The organism is Curvibacter microcysteis (assembly GCF_028649455.1).
In the GTDB taxonomy this organism is placed as follows: Bacteria; Pseudomonadota; Gammaproteobacteria; order Burkholderiales; family Burkholderiaceae_C; genus Curvibacter; species Curvibacter microcysteis.
Window position 1 is genome coordinate 39,688 of sequence record NZ_JAQSIO010000008.1, and the last position, 23,656, is coordinate 63,343.

21 protein-coding genes and 1 tRNA gene are annotated in these 23,656 nt (G+C 66.3%); 2 read left to right on the top strand and 20 right to left on the bottom strand.

Annotation, left to right across the window (positions count from 1 at the left end; translation table 11 throughout):
• The first annotated feature begins 6 nt into the window (after positions 1-6).
• Positions 7-83: transfer RNA gene (locus tag PSQ39_RS17710), tRNA-Met, on the top strand.
• A gap of 109 nt (positions 84-192) precedes the next feature.
• Here PSQ39_RS17710 and PSQ39_RS17715 read toward each other — a convergent pair.
• The 10 genes from PSQ39_RS17715 to PSQ39_RS17760 all read right to left on the bottom strand — a co-directional run bounded on the left by PSQ39_RS17715 (position 193) and on the right by PSQ39_RS17760 (position 10,783).
• Positions 193-735 (bottom strand): ureidoglycolate lyase, encoded by a 543-nt coding sequence (locus PSQ39_RS17715; protein WP_273928286.1) that lies wholly within the window; start codon positions 733-735, stop codon positions 193-195.
• A gap of 55 nt (positions 736-790) precedes the next feature.
• Positions 791-1,126, bottom strand: coding sequence for a polyhydroxyalkanoic acid system family protein (locus PSQ39_RS17720; RefSeq protein ID WP_273928288.1), 336 nt, complete (start codon positions 1,124-1,126; stop codon positions 791-793).
• A gap of 2 nt (positions 1,127-1,128) precedes the next feature.
• The gene (locus PSQ39_RS17725) at positions 1,129-2,337 is read right to left on the bottom strand and encodes an aminopeptidase (RefSeq protein WP_273928290.1); all 1,209 of its coding nucleotides are present in this window, start codon (positions 2,335-2,337) and stop codon (positions 1,129-1,131) included.
• A gap of 102 nt (positions 2,338-2,439) precedes the next feature.
• On the bottom strand, positions 2,440-3,483 hold the full coding sequence (locus PSQ39_RS17730; protein ID WP_273928291.1) for a peptidoglycan-binding protein: 1,044 nt from the start codon (positions 3,481-3,483) through the stop codon (positions 2,440-2,442).
• Positions 3,484-3,792: 309 nt separating this feature from the next.
• Entirely contained in the window at positions 3,793-4,188 is a 396-nt protein-coding gene (locus tag PSQ39_RS17735) for a RidA family protein (RefSeq protein ID WP_273928293.1), read from the bottom strand.
• A complete protein-coding gene (locus tag PSQ39_RS17740) occupies positions 4,185-5,855 on the bottom strand; it encodes an AMP-binding protein (protein ID WP_273928294.1) in 1,671 nt (556 codons plus the stop codon). The genes PSQ39_RS17735 and PSQ39_RS17740 overlap by 4 nt, the downstream gene beginning before the upstream one ends.
• Positions 5,856-5,858: 3 nt before the next feature.
• Positions 5,859-7,046: an acyl-CoA dehydrogenase family protein gene (locus tag PSQ39_RS17745; protein WP_273928296.1), complete on the bottom strand. Its 1,188-nt coding sequence runs from the start codon at positions 7,044-7,046 to the stop codon at positions 5,859-5,861.
• Between the two features lies 1 nt (position 7,047).
• On the bottom strand, positions 7,048-7,902 hold the full coding sequence (locus PSQ39_RS17750; protein WP_273928298.1) for an enoyl-CoA hydratase family protein: 855 nt from the start codon (positions 7,900-7,902) through the stop codon (positions 7,048-7,050).
• Positions 7,899-8,393, bottom strand: coding sequence for a MarR family winged helix-turn-helix transcriptional regulator (locus tag PSQ39_RS17755; protein ID WP_273928300.1), 495 nt, complete (start codon positions 8,391-8,393; stop codon positions 7,899-7,901). Before PSQ39_RS17755 ends, PSQ39_RS17750 begins: the two co-directional genes overlap by 4 nt.
• Before the next feature lie 2 nt (positions 8,394-8,395).
• Positions 8,396-10,783 carry a bifunctional salicylyl-CoA 5-hydroxylase/oxidoreductase gene (locus tag PSQ39_RS17760; RefSeq protein WP_273928302.1) on the bottom strand — a complete coding sequence of 796 codons (2,388 nt, stop codon included), beginning with the start codon at positions 10,781-10,783 and terminating at the stop codon, positions 8,396-8,398.
• A 145-nt stretch (positions 10,784-10,928) separates the two neighbouring features.
• Here PSQ39_RS17760 and PSQ39_RS17765 point away from each other — a divergent pair, with 145 nt between their 5' ends.
• Positions 10,929-11,252 carry a DUF1840 domain-containing protein gene (locus PSQ39_RS17765; protein ID WP_273928304.1) on the top strand — a complete coding sequence of 108 codons (324 nt, stop codon included), beginning with the start codon at positions 10,929-10,931 and terminating at the stop codon, positions 11,250-11,252.
• Between the two features lie 41 nt (positions 11,253-11,293).
• On the opposite strand, the gene PSQ39_RS17770 is transcribed toward PSQ39_RS17765, so the two are convergent.
• From PSQ39_RS17770 to PSQ39_RS17815, 10 genes are all read right to left on the bottom strand, one after another.
• Positions 11,294-12,364: a Bug family tripartite tricarboxylate transporter substrate binding protein gene (locus tag PSQ39_RS17770; RefSeq protein ID WP_273928305.1), complete on the bottom strand. Its 1,071-nt coding sequence runs from the start codon at positions 12,362-12,364 to the stop codon at positions 11,294-11,296.
• Positions 12,365-12,546: 182 nt separating this feature from the next.
• The gene (locus tag PSQ39_RS17775) at positions 12,547-13,524 is read right to left on the bottom strand and encodes a tripartite tricarboxylate transporter substrate-binding protein (protein WP_273928307.1); all 978 of its coding nucleotides are present in this window, start codon (positions 13,522-13,524) and stop codon (positions 12,547-12,549) included.
• Positions 13,525-13,626: 102 nt separating this feature from the next.
• The gene (locus PSQ39_RS17780; RefSeq protein WP_273928308.1) at positions 13,627-14,328 is read right to left on the bottom strand and encodes an IPTL-CTERM sorting domain-containing protein; all 702 of its coding nucleotides are present in this window, start codon (positions 14,326-14,328) and stop codon (positions 13,627-13,629) included.
• 386 nt (positions 14,329-14,714) lie between these two features.
• Positions 14,715-15,968 carry a phenylacetate--CoA ligase family protein gene (locus PSQ39_RS17785; protein ID WP_273928309.1) on the bottom strand — a complete coding sequence of 418 codons (1,254 nt, stop codon included), beginning with the start codon at positions 15,966-15,968 and terminating at the stop codon, positions 14,715-14,717.
• Positions 15,969-16,197: 229 nt separating this feature from the next.
• The gene (locus PSQ39_RS17790; RefSeq protein WP_273928310.1) at positions 16,198-17,007 is read right to left on the bottom strand and encodes an ABC transporter ATP-binding protein; all 810 of its coding nucleotides are present in this window, start codon (positions 17,005-17,007) and stop codon (positions 16,198-16,200) included.
• Positions 17,008-17,115: 108 nt separating this feature from the next.
• Positions 17,116-18,453, bottom strand: a complete 1,338-nt coding sequence (locus PSQ39_RS17795; RefSeq protein ID WP_273928311.1) for an ABC transporter substrate-binding protein — start codon at positions 18,451-18,453, stop codon at positions 17,116-17,118.
• A 96-nt stretch (positions 18,454-18,549) separates the two neighbouring features.
• Positions 18,550-19,626 carry a branched-chain amino acid ABC transporter permease gene (locus PSQ39_RS17800; RefSeq protein WP_273928312.1) on the bottom strand — a complete coding sequence of 359 codons (1,077 nt, stop codon included), beginning with the start codon at positions 19,624-19,626 and terminating at the stop codon, positions 18,550-18,552.
• A gap of 30 nt (positions 19,627-19,656) precedes the next feature.
• A complete protein-coding gene (locus PSQ39_RS17805; RefSeq protein ID WP_273928314.1) occupies positions 19,657-20,586 on the bottom strand; it encodes a branched-chain amino acid ABC transporter permease in 930 nt (309 codons plus the stop codon).
• Between the two features lie 196 nt (positions 20,587-20,782).
• A complete protein-coding gene (locus tag PSQ39_RS17810; RefSeq protein ID WP_273928316.1) occupies positions 20,783-21,568 on the bottom strand; it encodes an ABC transporter ATP-binding protein in 786 nt (261 codons plus the stop codon).
• 18 nt (positions 21,569-21,586) lie between these two features.
• On the bottom strand, positions 21,587-23,533 hold the full coding sequence (locus PSQ39_RS17815; protein WP_273928318.1) for an AMP-dependent synthetase/ligase: 1,947 nt from the start codon (positions 23,531-23,533) through the stop codon (positions 21,587-21,589).
• Positions 23,534-23,656 lie beyond the last annotated feature (123 nt).

Here is a 23,656-nt window from a genome sequence, read left to right on the forward strand (position 1 = left end):
GCTTACCGCGCGATGGAGCAGTCTGGTAGCTCGTTGGGCTCATAACCCAAAGGTCGGAGGTTCAAATCCTTCTCGCGCAACCAAATACAAGCGGTTGCCCGCTGGTTTCAAAAAGCCCACTTCGGTGGGCTTTTTGTTTTTGAGCTCGGGTTTTCTTTGAGGCGGTTTGATGCGCCTCTGGTGCTCTAGCGCTCAAGCTGCGTTGGGGTCTTGAACCTGCAGGGGGGCCGCCAGCCAAGTGACATCACAGTCCACTGGGGCTCCCAGCGGCACATGCCGCTCCAGCACCACAAAAGCACCCGCCTGGACGGCCAGCAAGGCGTGGTGCCAGGTCCCCGGGTGCAGCACCACCCCTTGGCGGCCATTGGTGACAAAGGCCTGAACATCATCCGGCCCGGGCAAGGTATTGGCGGGGGCGACCACCACCACAAAGCGTTGTCCTTCCAGGGGGATGAAGCTCTGGCTGCCCAGCGCGTGGCGCTCCATCTCATGCACCATGATCGGAAAGTGACGGGCCTGGGCTTGGTAGATGGCCAAGCCTGCTTGGCCGCTGGCATGGCTCAAGGCCAGAGGGATGGCCAGGTCAAGCCGCCAGCAACTGCCATTGTTGATGGGCCGTGCGGCGGTGGGCGCATCGCTGCTGTCAAAGCCTTCCAGCACCGTGCCATAAGGCGCGAAGGCGGAAGGGGTCAGGGGCCGCAGAAGAAGCTGGGCGGGGGTGTCAAGGGCGATCATGGCCTGCCAGCAAGCAGGAGCCGTGCCGCGCCTCTGGCGCCAGGCCTTCCCGGTCTCAGCCTGCCGGGGTATCCGATGCCTCTGCTGCACCGCCCGGGGCTTGTGCAGCGATCAACTCATCGAGCTGACGTGTGATTTCAGCTTCAATTTGGCTTTGAAATGAACCCAGCAAAAAGCCCAGCTTGGCGTTGAGCTCGAAGGCCTCGCTGTCGACCTGCAAGGTGCCGCTCGCCCCGGTGCGGGAGAACTGCAGCAGGTCTTGCGCGTCCCCTTCTTCGTAAGTGCATTGCATGTCGAGCTTGCGTTCGGCCTTGTCGGCCCAGCTGCGGGCCACTTCGCGCGCAGCGACCAGTCCCAGGTGATGAAGGCGGTGAATATGAATGTCGGGCAAGGTCAGTCTCCGGGAGCGGCTCGATAGGGGGTGGGCAGGGCCTGGCGCCGTTGTTCGGCAGTCAGGGGCGCCAATTGGCGGACTGCATCATAAAACGCGGGCCAGGGCTGGGCGTGTTTTTGGCGCACTTGCTCAAATAAGCGCTCGAATGCGGGGACCAGCGCGTCATAGGCGGCCTGTGTCCCGAAGCTGGCGTTGTTGGCCTGGGCCACCCACAGGTCATAGCCCGAGCGCTGGTCTGGCTGGAGTCCCCATTGCGAGCGCAGTTCGGCATAGCGGGTGCGGAAAAGGGCCATGGTCTCGGACTTGCGGGACAAGGCCTCTTGCGCTTGCTCGGGTGTACCGGTCCAGTGGCGAGGCGGCGTGGTGTCGGTCTGCTCGCTGGAGGGGCCAGGGGGGCGCTGCTCGACCTGGGCTGGTGGCCTCGGCGCGCGGTAAATGTCCAGCAGGGCCTTGCGCGTCTCGCGCACCAGTTGGCGGAACTCGCGTCGCTGGCGGTCGGATCGCGCGTAGGCCTCGCGGGCCGAGGGGCTGGCTTGCTCGTTCAACCACTGGCGCACCCCCAGTTGCTCGACGGCAGTGGCGAAGGATTCGTTGAAGGTGGTGTCATCGTGCACATAGACCACTTGGTGGGCCAGCTCGTGGAAGATGAGCCGGGCCAACTCACCCTCCGGGTAGCCGATGAAGGTGTTGAGCAAGGGGTCGCCGCCCAGCCAATTGAGCCAGCCCAGGGTGGAGTAGGTTGGCACACCGTAAACCAGCGTCTCCAAGCCTTGCGCTTGCAAGGTCTGACCCATGGCTTGGGCTTCGGCCGGGTCGTAGTAGCCCCGGTAGCCAATGCAGCCAGTGACTGGGAAACACCAGGTGCGCAGCGTCAGCGACAAGGGCTCGGCGGCCGTCACGTTCCAGACGGCCGCTGGGCGCTTCAGGTCGGCATAGCGTTGGTAGCTGGCGTTGTCGGGCAAGCCCAGGGCTTGCACCGCGTAGCGGCGCAAATGGACGGCCGAGCGCAGTTGGGTTTGCAGGGGGGCAGGGGTCTGCGGGTCGGCCAGCCAGTCGTCAATGGGGCGGGCGGCTTGCATCAGCTTCAAGTGGCCACTGACCGATTGCCAGTAGTAGCCGAACTGGGCGCAGCCACTCAGACCCAGCAGCGCGAGGACCAACAAGCACGCAGCCAAGCCACGGCGCAGGGGGAAGACACGGGAAGGCAAGCAGGGCAGGCGCATGGCCTAACGATAACCCGGCCGGGCCTGCTGTGGCACCTGCAGGGATGGAGCCCCCGCGCCGCGCGGGCGGCGGGGCTCCAGCGGGCCTTATTTGGCCAGTTCAGCCTTGGTGGCTTCGTCCAGTTCGCCGGTGGCCGGCAATTGGCGCGACTTCTGGAACTTGGTCAATTCGCCCTTGGTGCGCGCGCCCATGGAGCCATCGGGCTTGCCCACGTTGAAGCCAAGCGCATTGAGCTTTTGCTGAGCCGCCTGCACGGTCATGCCAGCGCCCGCGGCAGGGGCTGCGGCAGCGCGCGGTGCATTGGGGTTGACGCCGCCGTCCACGTTGAGTCGGCCGCCGGTGCCCAGGCCACCCTTGACGGTTTGGGCCTTGTAGTTTTGCACCGCCTTCACGATGTTGGCATACGAGTCCAGGAAGGCGGCCACGATGACCTTGCCTTCGGCTGTGTTCGTGTAGCCGCCACCCATGGCGCCGAAGCCGGCGCCGAGCATGCCGCCGAAGGCCCCGAAGTCCATGTTGCGCGCGCTGCCTTCAGCCGCGGCAATTTGCACGCTGGAGCGGTTGTCGTCCAAGGTCAGCAAGGTGCTGGCTTCCTTGGCGCTCATGTTGCCACCCACCAGGGCACCGACCGGGCCCAACAGGCCACCCACCATGGCGCCGGCGCCACCGGCGTTGTTGTTGGAGAACGTGATCGAGGGCGTCAGCGAGTAGTCGGCCGACACCATCTGGCCCTTGCCGAAATTGGAGTTGTTGCGCAGCTCACCCGACTGGGCCAGGGCTCGCTCTTGCATCATGTTGTTCATGGCGCGGCCGCGGTCCACCACGACAAAGCAGTTCGACTGCTGGATCAGGAGCTTCAACACCGGGGTGGTCGGACCCAGGTGACGTTGCTGGGTCAGCATCACATACCAAGGTGCGTTGGTGTCTTCCACGATGGCGATCGTGCCCAGGGTCTCTTCGCAGCGCGGCAGCTTGCTGTTGGCGCCCTGGCTGTTGGCACCACCGGCCGAGCCGGTGGCTTCGGTCTTGGCCTGGGCCGAGCCGGTGTCCATGGTGGCACAGCCCGACAGGGCGGCGAGGGTCGCGGCCAGGGCCAGCAGGGTCAGGGAAGATGGGTGAGTTTTTGCCATGTTGTAACTTTGTTGATTGAACAGAGCGACCCTCCTCAGGTCGCCGTTGGGCACGGGCGTCGGCTCCTCCTGAATCCCTGAGCCTGACCTGGGCGCTTTCTCACGGCACGACGGTCTCTTCATCGCGGTGGCGCGCACCAGTCCACGGGCCGCAAGCGGCCTGTACCCAACTTGTAAATGCTAACCCGAGCATTTACATATTCGCAAAGTTTTGTGGCATTTGTTGTGGTGGACGAAGCCAATCCGTCGGAAACCCACCACCCTACTTCCGCCGCTTTGGCGGGGCGTGGCCCCACTGGCGGGATGCACTCAGTCGGGTCGAACCGCGGTGACTTCGATCTCCACCTGGGCCCGGGCCTCCACCAGCGCCGCCACCTGCACGCAACTCATGGCGGGGAAATGGCGGCCCATCACCTCACGGTAGACCGCGCCCAACTCGCGCAGACGGGCGTTGTACTCGTCGCGGTCCACGATGTACCAGGTCATGCGCACCATGTGCTCGGGGCTGGCCTGGCCCGCTTCCAGTACGGCACGCACGTTGAGCAGCGCCTGCCGGGTCTGGGCGATGAAGTCGTCGCTCTCAAACTGTTGGTCGGCGTTCCAACCGATCTGGCCGCCGACAAAAATCATCGTGCCTCGGGCGGCCACGCCATTGGCATAGCCCTTGGGGGCGGCCCAGCCGGGCGGTTGCAGGTGCTCGATCATGGCGCGGGGTTCCTCAGTTTGAAGCGTTGCAGTTTGCCGGTCTCGGTGCGGGGCAGGCTGCTGCGAAATTCGATCTGGCGCGGGTACTTGTAGGGGGCGATGCTGGCCTTGACGTGGTCCTGCAGCACCCGCACCAGGGCCGCGTCACCGACCTGGCCGGGGCGCAGCACGCAAAAGGCCTTGACCACCATGCCGCGTTCCTCGTCGGGCACGCCGATGACGGCGCACTCGGCCACGGCGGGGTGGCGCATCAGGGCGTCTTCGACCTCGGGGCCGCCCACGTTGTAGCCCGCGGTGATGATCATGTCGTCATCGCGCGCCTGGTAGTAGAAGTAGCCGTCATCGTCCTCGACAAAGGCATCGCCGGGGTAGTTCCAGCTGTCCTTCACGTACTGCGTCTGGCGGGGTTCGTCCAGGTAACGGCAGCCGGTCAGGCCCGTGACGGCCAGCTTGCCGACCTGGCCGCGTGGCAGCTCGCGGCCCGAGTCGTCCACCACACGTGCCACGTAGCCCGGCACGACGCGGCCAATGGCGGTGCCGTGGGAGCTGCGCCGCACCTCGTGGGCGGGCGAGGAGATGAAGATGTGGAACATCTCGGTGGCGCCAATGCCGTCGACCAACTCCAGCCCGGTGGCCGCGTGCCAGAGCTGGCGCGTGGCCTCGGGCAAGGCCTCACCCGCACTGACACAGGCCCGCAGCGTGGGCACGCCCAGGGCCTGGGCCACGGGCGACATCTGGCGGTAAAAGGTGGGCGCGGTGTAGCAAATCGTGGCGCCCACGTTCTGGATGGTGCGCACCATGGACTCGGGCGTGTAGCCCGCATCCGGAAAATACACCGAGGCCCCGGCCCACATCGGGAACACCAGCAGCCCGCCCAGGCCAAAGGTGAAGGCCAGCGGGGGCGAACCCAGCACGATGTCGTCGGGCGTGGCGCGCAGCACATGGCGCGGCCAGGCCTCGCAAGCCATCAGCACATCGCGGTGGGTGTGGACCGCCGCCTTGGGGCGGCCGGTGGTGCCGGAGGTGAAGGCCAGCAAAGCCACATCCGTGGCGGCTGTGGGGCAGGGCGTGAAATGATCAGGCTGCCCGGCCACCAGCGCGCCCAGGTCCTGCGGGTCGCCTGCGGCGCCAAAGCACACGATGCGGCGCAGCACCGGGTGCTCGGCCTGGGCCTGGGCCAATTCATCGACCAAGCGGGCGTCGCACAAGGCCAGCACGGGCAGGGCCTTGTCGATGATGTCACCCAGTTCCCGCGCACGCAGCAACGGCATGCTGGCCACCGCGATGCCGCCCGCCTTGACCACGGCCAGCCAGGCCAGGGCCATGCCGATCGAGTTGCCGCCGCGCAGCAGCACGCGCTGCCCTGGCACCAGGTCGGCCTCGCGGCACAGCCAATGGGCGATTCGGTCGACCCGCTGACGCACCTCGGCATAGCTCAGGGTGAGGTGGGCCGAGCGCAACAAGGGGCGCGGGCCCCAGCCGCGCAGGGCGGCCTTGTCCAGCAGTTCTTCCACCAGGTTCAGCTGGCCGCCCAGGGGCAGGTCGGGCAAGTCGTAGTGCAGGCGCGGCCACTGCGCGGGGGGCGGCAGGCGGTCGTGCACAAAGCGGTCGAGTTGGGCGCTGGGCGCGCTGTGCTCGGGCGATGGGGTGGGGGTGGGCGTGGCCATGGTTCAGCCCTGCAGTGCGGCTTTGCCGAGGATCAGTTGCTGCACCTCGGTCGCGCCTTCGTAAATGCGCAGCGCGCGGATGTCGCGGTACAGGCTCTCGACCTTGCAGCCCACCTGCACGCCGCGCCCGCCGTGCATTTGCAGCGCCATGTCGATCACGCGTTGGGCGTTTTCGGTGGCCACCATCTTGGCGCAGGCCGCCGCCTGGGTGCGTTCAGCCTGGGGTGCGCCGGTGTCGCGCAGCCAGGCCGCGCGGTAGGTCAGCAGGGCACCGGCCTCGATCAGGGCGCTCATCTCGCCGAGCTTGGCCTGCGTCAGCTGGAAGTCGGCCAGGGTGGCGCCAAACATGCGGCGCTGACGCGCGTGCGCCACCGCCTCGGCCAGGGCACGACGCGCCATGCCCAGGGCCGCCGCCGCCACCGAGGGGCGGAAGATGTCCAGCGTCTGCAAAGCCAGTTTGAAGCCGCCGCCGGCCTCGCCCAGCAAGGCCTCGGTGCCGACCTCGCAGCCCTCAAAGCGCAGCGTGGCCAGCGGGTGTGGGGCCATCACCTGCAGGTGTTCGTGATCGTCCAGGCCGGGCGTTCCGGCCTCCACCACCAGGGCGGACAGGCCGCGTGTGCCCGGGGCTTCGCCGGTGCGGGCGAAGACGCAGTAAAAGTCCGCCAGGCCGCCGTTGCTGATCCAGGTCTTGACGCCGTTCAGGCGGTAGCGGGCCGGACCGGCCAGGGTGGCTTCGGTGGCGATGGCGGCCACGTCCGAGCCGGCCTCGGGTTCGGTCAGGGCAAAAGCGGCGATCTTCTCGCCACGCGCCACGGCCGGCAGCCAGCGCGCCTGTTGGGCGGGGCTGCCCGCCAGCGTGATGGCGCCACTGCCCAGGCCCTGCATGGCGAAGGCAAAGTCGGCCAGCGGCGAGTGAAACGCCAGCGTTTCGCGCAGCAGCACCAGGGCCCGCGAGTCGAGCTGTGCCAGTGCCCCGCCATGGGCCGCGGGCACGCAGTAGCGCAGCCAGCCGGCCTGGCCCAGGCGCTGCACCCAGTCGCGGCAAGCGGCGCGGTCGTCGCCCTCGTCCACCTGCTGGGCCTCGGTCCAGGGCAGCAGCTCGGCCACCAGCGTGCGGTGCGCCGCGTCAAAAAAAGGCAGACCCAGGTGCTGGGTGTTGGGCCGCGCGGGCCAAGGGGCGGGGTGCTGCATCTCAGTCTCCCTGGAACTGGGGTTGTTGCTTGGCGGCGAAGGCTTCGTAGGCGCGCCGGAAGTCCTGCGTCTGCATGCAGATGGCCTGGGCCTGGGCTTCGGCTTCGATGGCTTGTTCCAGCGTCATGGCCCACTCCTGGTGGAGCATGGTCTTGGTCATGCCGTGCGCGAAGGTGGGGCCGTCGGCCAGGCTGCGTGCCAGCTGCTGTGCTTGCGCCAGCAGGGCTTCGGCCGGGTGCAAGCTGTTGAAGAAGCCCCAGGCCAGGCCCTCGTCAGCGACCATGGCGCGGCCCGTGAACAGCAGCTCGGAGGCGCGGCCCTGGCCAATCAGACGCGGCAGCAAAGAGCAGGCGCCCATGTCGGCGCCGGCCAGGCCCACGCGGGTGAACAAAAACGCGGTCTTGGCGCGCGGGCTGCCCAGTCGCAGGTCGCAGGCCAGGGCCATCATGGCGCCGGCGCCGGCGCAGATGCCGTCGATGGCGCCGATCAAGGGCTGGGGGCACTGGCGCATGGTTTTGACCAGGTCACCCGTCATGCGGGTGAACTCGATCAGCTCGGGCATGCTCATGCGGGTCAGCGGGCCGATGATGTCGTGCACATCGCCGCCGCTGCAGAAGTTGCCGCCCGCGCCGGTGATGACCACAGCCTTCACGTCGGTGGCGTAGCGCAGGGCGTTGAACAGGTCGCGCAGCTCGGCGTAGGACTCGAAGGTGAGCGGGTTCTTGCGCTCGGGGCGGTTCAGCGTGAGCGTGGCCACACCCGCCTCGAAGGCCCAACTGAAATGCTGGGCCTGGTAGGCCTGCAGTGGCTTGAATTGAGCGCGCATCGGGTTGCTGGCGCCGAGGTAGTGCTTCATGGGGTCTCCGGGTCAGGTTCGGGGGTTTGGGCTTGGGCTTTGACCTTGCCCAGCAGGCGGTGCAGGGTGCTGACTTCGCGTTCGCTGAGGGCGCTCAAGGCGTCGACGATCCAGCCTTCGTGCTCGCGCGCCATGGCGTGGAATTGCTCGCGCCCCTGTGCGGTCAGGCGCACGCGGTAGGCGCGGCGGTCGTCAGGGACTTCGACGCGCTCCACCAGTTGCTCGGCCACCAGTTGGTCGGTGATGCCGGTCACATTGCCACCGGTCACCATCAGGCGCCGCGACAGGTCTTTCATCTTCAGACCCTCGGGCTCGCGCTCGAGTTGGGCCATCAGGTCAAAGCGCGGCAAGGTGGTGTCAAAGCGTTCACGCAGGCGGCTGCGCACCTGCTTTTCGATCAATTGCGTGCAGGTCAGCAGGCGCAGCCAGAGGCGCAAAGCCTCGGGGTGCTCGCTGGGGGCGCTGTCTTGGAGACGGGCTTCCAGGTCCATGGTCAGTGGTCTTCTTTGGGGGCCGGTGGCCGGTTGGCGGCCTCGGCCTGGCTTTGTTTGAGTTGCTCGCGGTAGAGCTGGTCGCGCCCGCTCCAGTACGCGCGTGGCCAGTCCACGGCGGGGCTGACCGTGCATTGCTGGCGCGCGGCCTGGTGCAGCGTCCAGGCCGGGTCGGCCAGGTGCGGGCGGGCCACCGCGCACAGGTCGGCGCGGCCGGCGGCGATGATGCTGTTGGCCTGATCGGCGTCGGTGATGGCGCCCACGGCGATGGTCAGGATGCCGGCCTCGTTGCGGATGCGGTCGGCAAACGGCGTTTGGTACATGCGGCCATAGACTGGCTTGGCGGCCCGCGAGGTCTGGCCCGAGGAGACGTCAATCACATCGCAGCCGGCGGCCTTGAACAGGCGGGCGATGGCCACGGCCTCGTCGGGCGTGGTGCCGCCATCCACCCAGTCGTGGGCGGACAGGCGCACGCTCATGGGGCGCTCGGCAGGCCAGGCGGCGCGCATGGCGGAAAACACCTCCAGCGGGAAGCGGCAGCGGTTCTCCAGCGAGCCGCCGTAGGCGTCCTGGCGCTGGTTGCTCAAGGGGCTGATGAAGGCGCTGAGCAGGTAGCCGTGGGCCGCGTGCAGCTCCAGCCAGTCAAAGCCGATGGCCGCAGCGCGCCGGGTGGCGGCCACGAACTCGTCGCGCACCCGGGCCATGTCGGCCGCGGTCATGGCCTGCGGGGTTTGGTTTTGTGCGCCATAGGGCAGGGCGCTGGCGCCCAACAGGGGCCAGTTGGGGGCGGCGTCGGGCGCGCCGCTGGCGCTGGGCAGGGGCTCGTCGGTGGCTTCCCAGCCGCGCTGGGTCGAGCCCTTGGGACCGGCATGGCCCAGCTGCACCCCGATCAGGGCGCTGCTCTGGCCGTGCACAAAGTCCACGACGCGGCGCCAGGCCTGGGCTTGCGCGTCGTTCCACAGGCCGGGGCAGCCCAGGGTGATGCGGCCATCGGGGCTGGGGCTGGTCATCTCCACCATCACCAAGGCGGCGCCACCCAGCGCACGCGCGCCCAGGTGCACCAGGTGAAAGTCCTGCACCAGGCCGTCCACCGCGCTGTAGGTGGCCATGGGCGAGACCACGATGCGGTTTTTCAGGCGAGCGCTGCGCACTGACAGCGGGGTGAACATGGGCGGCACGGCCTGCGCCGGGGCGCCGCTGCGCTGGGCCAGCCAGGTCTCGTAGCCGGCGATCCACTGCGGGTCGCGCAGGCGCAGGTTGTCGTGGCTGATGCGCTGTGAGCGCGTCAGCAGCGAGTAGCTGAACTGCTCGATCTCCATGCCGCTGTAGCGCGACACGTTCTCGAACCACTCGGTCGAGTTGCGCGCCGCGTTCTGGATCTTCAGCACCTCCACGCTGCGCCGCGCCTGGTACTGCTGCAGCACCTCGCTTACCGAGGCGCCGCTGTCGGCGGCCGCTGCGAACGTGTCGGCCAGGTCGATGGCGTCTTCCAGCGCGAGCTTGCTGCCGCTGCCGATCGAGAAGTGCGCGGTGTGGGCGGCGTCGCCCATCAGCACCACGGGCCAGGCGCGGTCCGGGCCCTGCACCTCGTGCACCCAGTTCTGGCAGATCACGCGCGGGAAGTTGATCCAGATCGCCGAGCCGCGCAGGTGCTTGGCGTTGCTGATCAATGCGTGGCCGTCCAGGTAGCGCGCGAACAGGCGCTCGCAAAAAGCCACGCCTTCTTCTTGCGACATCTGGTCCAGGCCGTGCGCCTTCCAGACCGCTTCAGGGGTTTCGACAATGAAGGTCGAGGTGTCGGCGTTGAACTTGTAGGCATGGGCCTGGAACCAGCCGTGCTCGGTCTCTTCGAACGCGAAGGTGAAGGCGTCAAAGGTCTTCTTGGTGCCCAGCCAGACAAAGCGGCAGCGCCGGGTGTCGATGTCGGGCTGGAAGGTGTCGGCGTAGCGCGTGCGGATGCGGCTGTTGAGCCCGTCGCTGGCGATCACCAGGTCGGCCTGGTACTGCGCGGCCAGAGTCTGGTCGTCCTGCACATCGCACTCGAACACCAAGTCCACCCCCAGGGCTTGGCAACGGTCCTGCAGGATGTTGAGCAGGTGCTTGCGCCCAATGCCGCAAAAGCCGTGGCCGGTGGAGCGCTGGCTGCGGCCTTTGAAAAACACCTCGATGTCGTCCCAGTGGTTGAAGGCGTCGCCAATCAGTTGGGCACTGGGTGCGTCGGCGGCGCGCAGTTTGTCCAGGGTTTGGTCGCTCAGCACCACGCCCCAGCCAAAGGTGTCGTAGGGGCGGTTGCGCTCCACAACGGTGACGCGGTGCGCCGGGTTCTGCTGCTTCATGAGCAGGGCGAAGTAGAGTCCGGCGGGCCCACCGCCAATGCAGAGGATGTTCATGTGGAAATAGTTTAGGTCTAAACTATTTCTCAACAATAGGGTTTGCCTGGGGGCCGTGTCAGGGACGGTGTCCCGGCCGCCAGACACGGCGCGGCAATGGGTGCAGAATTAAGCGGCTGCGGCCCTGCGCCGCCAGGAAGACGTGATGCTTTACAAGTTCAAATCCAAATCGACCGCCGACCTGATCATGCTCGAGCCCAACGGGCGCCGGGTGCTGGAGATCATTGGCAAGACGCCAGGCCCGCAAGGCATTGTGTTGGCCTCGCAAATCGCCGCTGCGCTGGGGGCTTTGGAGTCGGCGCTGGCGGCCGAAGATGCACTGGCCGCCCAGGCGCGAGCAGAGTCGCCCGAGGAAGACGAGGACAGCCAGCGCTCAGCCGCGGTGTCGCTGCGCCAGCGCGTGGCGCCCTTCATGGACATGCTGCGCCGCAGCGAGGCCGAAGGCCACGATGTGACCTGGGGCGTTTGAGCCCCCGATCAGGCGCCCACGCAGGCGCGGGCCTGCGCGCTTCAGTCGACCTTGGCGCCCGAGGTCTTGACCACCTGGGCCCACTTCTTGTGTTCGCTGTCGATGAGCTTGGCGAACTCGGCCGGTGTGATGCCGCTGGGGATGGCGCCTTGGGCCAGCAGCTTTTCTTTGACTGCGGGGCTGGCCAGTGACTTGGCCACTTCTTGCTGAATGCGGTTGATCACCTCGGGCGGGGTGCCGGCTGGGGCCAGCAGGCCGAACCAGGAGCTGGCGTCAAAGCCTTTCAGGCTGGGGCCGCCGGCCTCGGCCAGGGTGGGCACATCCGGCAGGGCCGGCGAGCGCTGGGCGCTGGTCACGGCCAGGGCCTTGAGCTTGCCCGCCTTGATCTGCGGCATGGCCGAGGGCAGGTTGTCGAACATCACGTCCATGTTGCCGCCCACCAGGTCCATCAGAGCGGGGCCTGAGCCGCGGTAGGGAAAGTGGATCAAGTAGGTGCCCGTCATGCTTTTGAACAGCTCACCCGCCAGGTGGATCGAGGTGCCGTTGCCGCTGGACGCCATGTTCAGCTTGCCCGGGCTGGCCTTGGCCACTTTGATGAAGTCCTGCACGGTGTTGATCTTCAGCTCGCGTGCCTTGTCGGGGTTGACCACCATGACGTTGGGCACTGCCGCCACCAGGGAGATGGGGGCGAAGTCCTTGATCGGGTCGAAGGGCATTTTTTCATACAGCGCGCGGTTGATGCCGTGCGTGCCCACCGTGCCCATCAGCAGGGTGTAGCCGTCAGCCGGCGCCTTGGCCACCATGTCGGCGCCCACGTTGCCGCCGGCGCCGGCGCGGTTGTCCACCACAAAAGCTTGGCCGAAGGCTTTTTGCAGTTCGACCGCCATGGCCCGGCCCAGCAAGTCGGTGGTGCCGCCCGCCGCAAAGGGCACGACGATGCGCACCGGCTTGGTTGGCCAGGTGCTTTGCGCCAGGGCCGAACTGGTGGCCAGCCCACCCAGGCCTGCTGCCACCAGGGCCAGGCCCAGCGGTGCGCGCAGCCATTGGCGGCGGGAGGCAGATTGGACGGAAGCGCCGGTCGTGGCGCCGAACGAATGGGGGTGAGAAGTCATGCAGGTCTCCATGGGCTCACCGGCGGGTGCCGGAGGCAGTTTTTTGTTTCAGGTCTTCACTCTAACCCGCCCACCCGCCGAGGATGTTGAGGGAATCCCGGTTCAGCGTGCGGGGGGGCGAAAAAAAACCGCCAACCTCTGGTGAGGCTTGGCGGTTGGGCTGGATCAGCGCAGGGGGATCATCAGTCGGCGTAAACGCCTGCGGCCTTGATGATGGGGGTCCACTTGGCAATTTCAGCTTGCACGAACTTCTTGTGCTCGGCTGGCTCGATGCGCTTGTCGGTGGCCACCACGGCGCCCAGGGCTTCTTCCTTCTTGATGAAGTCCGGGTCTTTCAGCGCTGCCTTGAGGGCGGTGCTGATCTTGGCCAGCACGTCGGCGGGCGTGCCCTTGGGGGCGTACAGGCCGTGCCAGATGGTGATCTGGAAGTCCTTCACGCCGGACTCGGCCAGCGTGGGCAGGTCCTTCAGCGAGGGGGTGCTCAGGCGCTTGGGCGTGGTGACGGCGAAGGCCTTGACCTTCTTGCCTTCGATCTGGCTGCTGGTGTTGGTGGTCTGGTCACACAGCAGGTCGATCTGGCCGCCAATCAGGTCAGTGATGGCCGGGGCCGTGCCTTTGTAGGGCACGGTGGTCATGTCGGTTTCGATGGCGTTTTGGTAGAGCAGGCCGCACAGGTGCGAAGCCGAGCCCACACCGGCATTGCCCAGGTTGATCTTGCCCTTGTTTTGGGCAATCCAGGCGCTCAGCTCTTTGTAGTTGTTGGCCGGCATGCTGGGCTTGGCGATCAGGGTCATGGGCACGTCGTTGATGATGCCCAGGTACTCAAAGTCGCTTTCCACCTTGAACGGCAGGTTGCGCACCAGCGCGGGCATGGTGGCCATGCCGATGTGGTTGACCAGCAGGGTGTGGCCGTCCGGGGTGGCGCGGGCCACTTTGGCCGAGCCGATGGAGCTGCCTGCACCGGCGGCATTCTCGATCACGACAGAGGTGCCCAGTTGCTTGCGCAGGGCTTCGGACAGGTCACGCGCCACGCGGTCGGTGGGGCCACCAGCCGAGAAGGGCACCACCAGGGTGATGGGCTTGTCCTTCAGGGGGTAGTCGGTGGCCAGGGCGTTCCAGGCCATGCTCAGCATCGCAGCCAGGGTGAGCAGTTTCTTCATGGTGTCTCCTATGTGATCTGTCGGTAAATCATACCGACGGGTCACGCGCAGAACATCACGGGAACTACTTATCACCCAAGGCCCGTGCGGGCTTGCGTCTGTTCAATGCGGACGCACCGCCCGGCGGCGACTTTGCCAGCAGGTCAGGCCGCCCAGCAGGGCCGCGCAGCTCAGCAAAGCCCATTCGCTGAGCGTGGGCACGGGGGTGGTCACCGCGGCAGCTGCAGCGGGCGCGGCCACGCTGGTGTTGTTGAGCACCACGTTGTCCAGGGTCACGCCTGCCACACCCCGCCAACCGTTGTCCAGGCAGCTGGTGGCGGTGGCGATGATGCGCACCGTGGTGCCGTTTTGAGCCGTCAGGTCCACCGCGGGCTGTGGAGCCAGTGCCGCCCGGTTGGTGGCGGTCGCTTGGTACACCGTGGTGATCAGGTTCCCATTGGTATCGGTGACCTCGACTTTGACACCGCAGTTGGGGGCGCCGCGTTCATCTCTGTCCCAGACTTTGTAGCCCGCAGCCAAATTCAGGGTGCTGTTGCCTGCGGCCGGCAAGGTCACATCCTGGTACACCTTGCAAACGGCGGCCGTGCTGGTGGAGTCGGTGATCAGGGCCAGCGCGCCGTCCGTGGGTTGGTCGCTGTTGTGGCTGCGGTACGGGTTGGTGGTGACATTGTTCCCCAGGGCTTGCCAGCTGCACTGGTTGGCTGGGGTGGAGCTGGTGGTCCAGTTGGCCAGCCCCGACTCGAACGATGGGTTTTGCACCAGGTTGGCGGCCCAATTGGCGCCGCAGAAGGTCAGTGCGGCCAAGCCGCAAACGGTGGGACGAAGGAGGTGAAGAAATGTCTGCACAAACAAGGTGCCGCCAGCGCGGCCGTCGGTTGGGGGCTGCGCTGGCTGGAGGTCGCCCGCGCGGGGGAGCGGGGTGACCTCGTGTTGAGGGGCGCGGCACGCCTGCGCCGCCCCCATGCCTTGTCCGACCCGGGCCGCCCAGGGGCGGCGGGTCTGTCGGTCAAGCGACCTGAAATCACTCCCATTTTTTTCTTGATGCCCAGTGCCTTGGCAGGCGCTGGTGACAGCAAGCCCAAGTCTAGGGATGGCCCCCGGCGGCGTCGACGGAAAGCCCTGGGATCGCGCGCGCTGCGCGCTAACGGGGCTCTAACGGTGCTGTGTTAGAGCCCGGGCGCAGGCGCGGCTCATTGGTAGCTGCGTGCGTCTTCGATCACCTTGCCGTCGTTGGGCAGGCTGCCGGGGTTGAGCAATTCGACCTCGCCGCGCAGCTTGGTCACGTCGCGGATGGCCTCGCCAATGGCCCGCGCCAGGCCTTCGGCCACCTCGGTGGTTTCGACCTTGAGCAGCATCTGGTCGTTGGCCATTTCACCGCTGACCACGAGGCGGGCCTTTTGCACCTGCGGAAAGCGGCGCGCGATCTCGGCCACCTGGCTGGGGTGCACGAACATGCCGCGCACCTTGGTGGTTTGGTCGGCGCGCCCCATCCAGCCCTTGATGCGGGTGTTGGTGCGGCCGCTGGGGCAGTGACCCGGCAGCACGGCCGACAGGTCGCCCGTGCCGAAGCGGATCAGCGGGTAGCCTGCGCTCAGGGTGGTGACCACCACCTCTCCGACCTCGCCTTCAGGCACCGGGTCACCGGTGCCGGGGCGCACGATCTCGACGATCACGCCCTCGTCCAGCACCAGGCCCTGGCGGGCCGTGGTTTCGTACGCGATCAGGCCCAGGTCGGCCGTGGCGTAGCACTGGTAGCCGTCCACGCCTTGGGCCAGGAACCAGTCGCGCAGGCTGGGCGGAAAGGCTTCGCCGCCAAACAAGGCCTTCTTGAGGCTGGGCAGCGGCGTCTTCAGTTCAGCGGCTTTCTCGAGCAGGATTTTCAAAAAGCTGGGGGTGCCGATGTAGCCGGCCGGCTGCAGCTCTGCCATGGCCTGCACCTGCTGCTCGGTCTGGCCCGTGCCGCCCGGGAAGACGCTGCAACCCAGCGCGTGGGCGCCGGTCTCCATCATCGAGCCGGCGGGCACAAAGTGGTAGCTGAAGCTGTTGTGGATCAGCTCGCCCGCGCGAAAACCGGCCGCGTAGATCGAGCGCGCCAGGCGCCAGTGGTCGCGGCCGACGCCTTCGGGCTCGTACAGCGTGCCGGGGCTGGCGAACACGCGCGGCAGCTGGGCACCAAAGCGCAGCGCGCTGAAGCCGCCAAACACATCACCGCCCGCGGCGCGCGAGGCTTTTTGCTGCTCCAGCAGCTCGTGCTTGCGCGTCACGGGCAGGCGGGCCAACGCGGCGCGGCTGTTGATCTGGGTGGGGTCCACCTCGGCCAACAAGCGGGCGAAGGCCGGCGCGTGGGCTTTGGCGTGGGCCACCTGGGTGGGCAGGGCTTGCATCAGCGCGGCCTCACGCTCGGCGGGGGAGCGCGTTTCCAGCGCGTCGTAGAAAGAGGTCATGGCAAGGTCCTGTGGGAGAGGGGCTCAGGCAGGGGCAAGGACAGGGTGTCGCCGGGTTGCGACCAGGCGCAGGGGCGCAGCCAAGCCGCATCCTGACCGGGCAGACGGCTGGGCTGGCGGTCGGGGCTGGCGGTCGGGGCTGGCCCAGATGCAGGGCGCGCGCCAGGCGTTGTTGGCGGAGTGCAGGGGGTGGGAGGAGGCCATGGCGGTCATCGTGCGCAATCGGTGCTCAGGCCAGCCAGCGCTTGCGGCGCTTGTAGCTCTTCACGTCCTTGAAGCTCTTGCGTTCGCCTCCGCCCACGCCGAGGTAGAACTCTTTGACGTCTTCGTTGCTGGCCAGGTCAGCGGCGGCGCCGTCCATGACCACGCGGCCGCTTTCCATGATGTAGCCGTAGTCGGCGTACTTCAGGGCCATGTTGGTGTTTTGCTCGGCCAGCAAGAAGGTGACCTTCTCTTTGGCGTTCAGGTCCTTGACGATGTTGAACACCTCTTCGACGATTTGCGGCGCCAGGCCCATCGAGGGTTCATCGAGCAAGACCATGCTGGGGTTGGCCATGATGGCGCGGCCAATGGCGCACATTTGCTGCTCACCGCCCGAGGTGTAGGCCGCTTGCGAGGTCCGGCGCGTCTTCAGGCGCGGGAAATAGGTGTAGACCTTGTCCAGGTTGGCGGCGATCTCGCCCTTGTCCTTGCGGGTGTAGGACCCGGTCATCAGGTTTTCTTCGATGGTCAGGTGGGCGAAGCAATGGCGGCCCTCCATCACCTGCACCACGCCGCGCTGCACCAGCTCGGCGGGGCTGAGGTTCTCAATGCGTTCGCCGCGCAGCTCGATCGAGCCTTTGGTGACCTGGCCGCGCTCGCCTTGCAGCAGGTTGGAGATGGCGCGCAACGTGGTCGTCTTGCCAGCGCCGTTGCCGCCCAGGATGGCCACGATGCCGCCTTCGGGCACTTGCAGCGACACGCCCTTGAGCACGAGGATCACGTGGTTGTAAATGACCTCGATGCCGTTGACGTTGAGAACGATGTTGGGTTGGTCCATGGCTGTTCTTCGGGGTGGGGGCCAGGCCGCTGGCCCCCGGTTTTTCAGGCTTCCGGCCGCCGCCCGGTCAGGGCGGGCGGCTGGTGGGTTCACCAGGCCGTCAGGCCATCAGGATTGGCAGTCGGCCGGGGTGCGCGGCGTCAGCTTCTTCTCGGCGGCGTACTTGGCCGCAGCGGCCTTGACCATGGGCTTGATGATCTGCTCATCGCCTTGCATCCAGTCGCTGGTGATCTTCCAGGCCTTGCCGTCCCAGCTGTGGATGCGCGCCCAGTAAGCGCCCATGTGGTCCTGGCACGAGGTGCTGATGGGGCGCAGCACGCCGCCAAAGCCCAGCGCGTCGAGCTTGGCTTGGGTCAGGTTCAGGTTTTCCAGGCCCCAGCGCACTTGCTCGCCGGTCATGACCTTGCCCTTGCCGAAGCGCTCTTGCGCGGCACGGATGCCTTCGACCGTCAGCATGGCGCTCATGGCGCCGCGCAGCCACAGCACCTGGCCCACTTCTTCCTTCGGACCCGTGCCCTGGCCCTTGCCGTGCAGGGTGGCCAGGGTTTCTTTGACCAGCTTGGCGTCGTAGTCGGCGCTGTTTTGCAGCGCGACGGCGTTGTAGCCCTTGGCGCCATCCCCCACGTCACGCACATCGGGCTCAGCACCCGACCACCACACGCCATACATCTTTTCGCGCGGGTAGCCCGTGGCCTGGGCTTCTTTCAGGGCGGTGGAGTTCATCACGCCAAAGCCCCACAAGATGGTGTAGTCCGGACGCGATTGGCGCACCTGCAGCCAGGTGGCTTTTTGCTCCACGCCAGGGGCGGTCACCGGCAGCAGCTGCAACTCAAAGCCGTGGGCGCGGGCGCGCTCCTGGATGATGGGCAGGGCTTCTTTGCCGAAGGGGCTGTCGTGGTAGACCAAGGCGATCTTCTTGCCCTTGAGCTTGTCCAGGCCGCCTTCTTTCTTGGCAATGGCCTGGATGATCACGTCACCGGCCACCCAGTAATTGCCGGCCAGGGGGAAGTTCCACTTGAACACCGTGCCGTCCGCGCTTTCGCTGCGGCCATAGCCCAGGGTCACCAGCGGGATCTTGTCGGCCGGGGCCTTTTCAGTGATGGCGAAGGTGGCGCCGGTAGACCAGGGTTGGATCACGGCCGCGCCGCCGTTGTTGCCCTTCAGGCGTTCATAGCATTCCACGCTGCGGGCCGTGTCGTAGCCGGTCTCGCACTCTTCCACCAACAGCTTCACGCCGTTGATGCCGCCGCGGGCGTTGACCAGCTTGTAGTAGTCGACGATGCCGTTGGCAATCGGTGTGCCGTTGGGCGCGTAGGGGCCGGTGCGGTAAGAGAGCACCGGCATGTACTGCTCTTTCGCTTGCGCGAAAGCCGCGCTGCTGAGCAGGGTCGAGCCGCCGAGGGCCAGCACGGCGGTAGCGAGGGCCAATTGACGAAACTTCTTCATGGATGTCTCCTGTTGGTTTTAAGGGGAAGCACAGTCAGTAAACGGATTCAGCGTTCAAAAAGCATCGGGACTTGCGAGCATGGCGCCCTGGTGGGCTCAATGCGGGAAGGGCCACAGACGGAGTTTTTGCTTGGCGGTGGACCACAGCTTGGCCAGGCCATGCGGCTCCACGATCAGGAACCAGACGATCAGGCCGCCGAAGATCATCAACTCGGCGTGCGAGGCGGCGGTGGTCGAGATCTCGAACCCCGTCAGGCCGGCCAGCAGGGGCAGCACCTGGTTGAGCACGATGGGCAGGATGACGATGAAGGCGGCGCCAAAAAAGCCCCCCATCACCGAGCCCAGGCCACCGATGATCACCATGAACAGCAGCTTGAAGGACAGGTCCACCGAGAAGGCCCCCGGCTCCCAGGCGCCGAGGTAGAAGAAGGCCCACAGGGCGCCCGCCACACCGATGATGAAGGAGCTGACCGCGAACGCGCTGAGCTTGGCGTACATGGGGCGGATGCCGATCACGGCGGCGGCCACGTCCATGTCGCGGATGGCCATCCACTCGCGGCCGATGGCGCCACGCACCAGGTTCTTGGCCCCCAGTGCGATGACGGCCAGCATGCCCAGGCAGAACAGGTACTTGCTGACGTCGCTGTCCAGCGGCATGCCAAACACCTGCAGGTTGGACACGGCCACCGAGCCCGAGGAGTTGTCCAGCGTGAACCACTTGATGCGCAGGAACATCCAGTCCGCGAAGAACTGCGCGGCCAGCGTGGCCACCGCCAGGTACAGGCCCTTGACGCGCAGGCTGGGCAGGCCGAACAAGATGCCGAAGACCGTGGCGCACAGGCCGCCGAGGATCAGGGTCGGGATCAGCGGCATGCCGGGAATGCGGGCGAAGAAGTTGTAGGCCCCGTAAGCGCCCACGGCCATGAAGGCGCCCGAGCCCAGCGAGATCTGGCCGCAGTAGCCCACGAGGATGTTCACCCCCAGGGCGGCCAGCGACATGATCACAAACGGAATCAGGATGGCGCGGAACATGTAGTCGCTGGCCACCATGGGCACCACGGCAAAGGCCAGCACCAGCAGCAGGGCCATGGCGATGCGGTCCTGGGCGATCGGGAAGATCTGCTGGTCGGCCCGGTAAGTGGTCTTGAATTGACCGTTTTCACGGTAGAACATGGTTGTCTCCTGGGAATTCTTGTTGTGGGGTCACACGCGATCGATGATCTTCTCGCCGAACAACCCTTGGGGGCGGAACAGCAGGAACACCAAGGCCAGCACGTAGGCAAACCAGATCTCGATGCCGCCGCCCACGAAGGGGCCCAGGTAGACCTCGGACAGCTTCTCGCCCACGCCGATGATCAGGCCGCCGATGATGGCGCCGGGCACCGAGGTCAGGCCGCCCAGGATCACCACCGGCAGGGCCCGCAAGGCCACGGTGGCGAGCGAGAACTGCACGCCCAGCTTGCTGCCCCAGATCATCCCGGCCACCAGGGCCACGACGCCGGCCACGCACCACACGATGACCCAGATGCGGTTCAGAGGGATGCCAATCGACTGGGCTGCCTGGTGGTCGTCGGCCACGGCGCGCAGCGCGCGGCCGGTGGCGGTCTTCTGGAAGAACACGCTCAAGGCGGCCACCAGCGCGGCGGCGATGGCGGCGGCGATCACGTCTTCCTTGTTGATCAGGATGCCGCCTTCAAACATCGACTCCAGCGCGAAGATGGGGTCCTTGGGCATGCCGATGTCGATTTTGTAGACGTCGCTGCCAAAGATGCTTTGACCCAGGCCTTCAAGGAAGTAGGTGATGCCCAGCGTGGCCATCAGCAAGGTGGCGCCTTCCTGGTTGACCAGGTGGCGCAGCACCAGGCGTTCGATCAGCCAGGCCACCGCGAACATCACACCGCCCGCAGCGATGAAGGCCAGCACATTGGCCGCCACTGGGTGGGTGATGCCCGTCCAGGCCGGGATCCATTCGGCAAAGCGGGCCATCGCCAGAGCGGCGAACAGCACCATCGCGCCCTGCGCAAAGTTGAACACGCCCGAGGCCTTGTAAATCAGCACAAAGCCGAGCGCGACCAGGGAATACAGCATGCCGGCCATGAGGCCGCCAGTGAGGGTTTCGAGAAAGAATGCCATAGGGTTCTCCAATCAGATTCGGTCGCCGCCGGGCCGCCCCAAGGCGACCGAGGCCCCCTTGGGGGGCAGCGCAGCACACGAAGTGGCAAGCGTGGGGGGCATGTTCGAGTCGCCGCCGGGCCGCCCCAAGGCGACCGAGGCCCCCTTGGGGGGCAGCGCAGCACACGAAGTGGCAAGCGTGGGGGTCTTCATAACTTCAGTGGGAGGTGCCCAAATAGGCTCGGATCACGTCTTCGTTGTTGCGCACTTCGTCCGGCGCGCCGTCACCGATCTTCTTGCCGTAGTCCAACACCACCACGCGGTCAGAGATGTCCATCACCACGCCCATGTCGTGCTCGATCAGCACGATGGTGGTGCCGAACTCGTCGTTCACGTCGAGGATGAAGCGGCACATGTCCTGTTTCTCTTCGACGTTCATGCCCGCCATGGGCTCGTCGAGCAGCAGCACCTGCGGCTCCATCGCCAGGGCTCGGCCCAGGTCGACGCGCTTTTGCAGGCCGTAGGGCAGTTGGCCCACGGGGGTCTTGCGGAAGGCCTGGATCTCCAGGAAGTCGATGATGCGTTCGACAAACTCGCGGTGCTTGATTTCCTCGCGCTCGGCCGGGCCGATGCGCAGGGCCTGCAGCAGCAGGTTGCTTTTGATCTTCAGGTTGCGGCCCGACATGATGTTGTCGAGCACGCTCATGCCCTTGAACAAGGCCAGGTTCTGAAAGGTGCGGGCCACGCCCATCTCGGCCACCTGGCGCGAGTTCATGTGGTCAAAGGTCTTGCCACGGAAGGTGATCGAACCCTCGGACGGGGTGTACACCCCGTTGATGCAGTTGAGCATGGAGCTCTTGCCCGCGCCGTTGGGGCCGATGATGGAGCGGATCTCGTGCTCGCGCACATTGAAGGAGATGTCGGTCAGCGCCTTCACGCCGCCGAATCTCAGGCTGATGTTTTGCACGTCGAGGATGACGTCGCCAATCTTTTTGGTGCTCATGGGGTGTCAGCTTCCTGCTCAGGCTGCGGTCTTGACCGAGGCAAAGGTTTTGGCGTCCGACAGTTGGAGCGTGGCGCTCACGCTGCCGGTGCGGCCGTCTTCGAACTTGACCTGGGTCTCGATGTACTGCTCGGTCTTGTTGCCGTACAGCGCGTCGACCAGCACCGCGTACTTCTCGCCGATGAAGCCTCGGCGGACCTTGTTGGTGCGGGTCAGTTCGCCGTCGTCGGCGTCCAGCTCCTTGTGCAGCACCAGGAAGCGGCTGACCTGCGAGCCGGCCAACAGGCTGTCGTTGGCCAGGTCGGCGTTGACCTTTTCGACGCACTCGCGCATCAGCTGGTAGACCTCGGGCTTTTGCGCCAGGTCGGTGTAGCCGGCATAGGCCAGGTTGCGCCGCTCGGCCCAGTTGCCCACGGCATCGAAGTCGATGTTCAGCATCACGCAGACGCGGTCGCGGCCGTCGCCCAGGGCCACCACCTCCTTGATGTGGGGGAAGAACTTGAGTTTGTTCTCCACGTACTTGGGCGCGAACATGGCGCCGTCGTTGGCACCGCCCTTGAGGCGGCCCACGTCTTTCACGCGGTCGATGATCTTCAGGTGACCGTGCGCGTCGATGAAGCCTGCGTCACTGGTGTGGTACCAGCCGTCGGCGGTCAGCACCTCGGCCGTGGCCTTGGGGTTCTTGTAGTACTCCTTGAGCAGGCCGGGCGACTTGACCAAAATCTCACCGTTGTCGGCGACCTTGATCTCCACGCCCTTGCAGGGCACGCCCACGGTGTCGGCGCGGGCCTGGTTGTCGGGCTGCAGGCAGACGAACACGGCGGTTTCGGTCGAGCCGTAAAGCTGCTTGAGATTGATGCCAATCGAGCGGTAGAAGGTGAACAGGTCGGGCCCGATCGCCTCGCCCGCGGTGTAAGCCACCCGCACCCGCGACAGGCCCAGGGTGTTGCGCAGCGGTCCGTACACCAGCAGGTTGCCCAGCCAGTACTGCAGCGAGGCGAGCAGGCCAATCGATTGGCCGTCCATGCGTGCCGGGCCAAAGCGGCGGGCGATGTCCATGCAGGCGTGGAACATGCTGCGCTTGAGCCAGCCCGCGTCTTCCATGCGGATCATCACGCTGGTGAGCAGGCCTTCAAACACGCGCGGCGGGGCAAAGTAATAGGTGGGACCGACCTCACGCAGGTCGATGGCCACGGTGGCCGCCGACTCGGGGCAGTTCACCACATAGCCGCAGGCCAGCCACTGCGAGTAGCTGAAGATGTTCTGCCCGATCCAGGCCGGCGGCAGGTAGGCCAGCACGTCTTCGTTGGCCGTCAGGTGGTCGAACTCGGCGCCGGCTTGGGCGCGGTCGATCAGGGCCTGGTGGGTGTGCACCACGCCCTTGGGGTTGCCTGTGGTGCCCGAGGTGAAGAACATGGCGCCCACGTCCGAGGGCTGGGCCTGTTCGATCTCATCGCGCCAGAAGCTGGGGTGGTTGCCGGCGAACACGGCGCCGCTGGCCACCAGTTCATCCAGCGCGCCCAGGCCCGGGTCCACGTAGTTGCGCAGGCCGCGCGGGTCGTCATAGATGATGTGGCTGAGCGCGGGGTACTGTTCGCGCACCTCCAGCATCTTGTCGACCTGCTCCTGGTCTTCGACCAGGCAAAAGCGCACTTCGGCGTTGTTCAGGGGGAACACGCACTCGGCGGCGGCCGCGTCCTGGTACAGCGGGATGGGGATGGCGCCCAGCGACTGCACCGCCAGCATGGTGGCGTACAGGCGTGGCCGGTTGGCACCGATCACAACCATGTGCTCACCCCGCACCAAGCCGGCCTGGTGCAGGCCGCAGGCGATGTGCTCCACCAGTTGGGCCAGGCTGGACCAGGTCTGGGTTTGCCAGATGCCGTACTCTTTTTCTCGGATCGCGGGCGCTTGGGGCCGTTCGGTCGCATGCTTCAGCAGCAGGCGGGGAAACGTGGTTTGCATGACGGTTCCTTGTCTCCATGAAATGGGTTGGTCCAGGGGCCATCCCGTTGATTTACAGAGATCGTAGGCAAGCGTTTGACGTCGCGTTGTCGTTGCAATGACAATTTATGGGTTATCCCTTGT

Bases quoted from the DNA above. Each gene is read 5' to 3' on its own strand.
- PSQ39_RS17795 (WP_273928311.1), bottom strand. From the start codon at position 18,453: ATGAAGAAGTTTCGTCAATTGGCCCTCGCTACCGCCGTGCTGGCCCTC.
- PSQ39_RS17755 (WP_273928300.1), bottom strand. From the start codon at position 8,393: ATGGACCTGGAAGCCCGTCTCCAAGACAGCGCCCCCAGCGAGCACCCC.
- PSQ39_RS17790 (WP_273928310.1), bottom strand. From the start codon at position 17,007: ATGGACCAACCCAACATCGTTCTCAACGTCAACGGCATCGAGGTCATT.
- PSQ39_RS17800 (WP_273928312.1), bottom strand. From the start codon at position 19,626: ATGTTCTACCGTGAAAACGGTCAATTCAAGACCACTTACCGGGCCGAC.
- PSQ39_RS17715 (WP_273928286.1), bottom strand. From the start codon at position 735: ATGATCGCCCTTGACACCCCCGCCCAGCTTCTTCTGCGGCCCCTGACC.
- PSQ39_RS17775 (WP_273928307.1), bottom strand. From the start codon at position 13,524: ATGAAGAAACTGCTCACCCTGGCTGCGATGCTGAGCATGGCCTGGAAC.
- PSQ39_RS17765 (WP_273928304.1), top strand. From the start codon at position 10,929: ATGCTTTACAAGTTCAAATCCAAATCGACCGCCGACCTGATCATGCTC.
- PSQ39_RS17805 (WP_273928314.1), bottom strand. From the start codon at position 20,586: ATGGCATTCTTTCTCGAAACCCTCACTGGCGGCCTCATGGCCGGCATG.
- PSQ39_RS17770 (WP_273928305.1), bottom strand. From the start codon at position 12,364: ATGACTTCTCACCCCCATTCGTTCGGCGCCACGACCGGCGCTTCCGTC.
- PSQ39_RS17760 (WP_273928302.1), bottom strand. From the start codon at position 10,783: ATGAACATCCTCTGCATTGGCGGTGGGCCCGCCGGACTCTACTTCGCC.
- PSQ39_RS17785 (WP_273928309.1), bottom strand. From the start codon at position 15,968: ATGACCTCTTTCTACGACGCGCTGGAAACGCGCTCCCCCGCCGAGCGT.
- PSQ39_RS17745 (WP_273928296.1), bottom strand. From the start codon at position 7,046: ATGCAGCACCCCGCCCCTTGGCCCGCGCGGCCCAACACCCAGCACCTG.
- PSQ39_RS17810 (WP_273928316.1), bottom strand. From the start codon at position 21,568: ATGAGCACCAAAAAGATTGGCGACGTCATCCTCGACGTGCAAAACATC.
- PSQ39_RS17730 (WP_273928291.1), bottom strand. From the start codon at position 3,483: ATGGCAAAAACTCACCCATCTTCCCTGACCCTGCTGGCCCTGGCCGCG.
- PSQ39_RS17740 (WP_273928294.1), bottom strand. From the start codon at position 5,855: ATGGCCACGCCCACCCCCACCCCATCGCCCGAGCACAGCGCGCCCAGC.
- PSQ39_RS17750 (WP_273928298.1), bottom strand. From the start codon at position 7,902: ATGAAGCACTACCTCGGCGCCAGCAACCCGATGCGCGCTCAATTCAAG.
- PSQ39_RS17735 (WP_273928293.1), bottom strand. From the start codon at position 4,188: ATGATCGAGCACCTGCAACCGCCCGGCTGGGCCGCCCCCAAGGGCTAT.
- PSQ39_RS17815 (WP_273928318.1), bottom strand. From the start codon at position 23,533: ATGCAAACCACGTTTCCCCGCCTGCTGCTGAAGCATGCGACCGAACGG.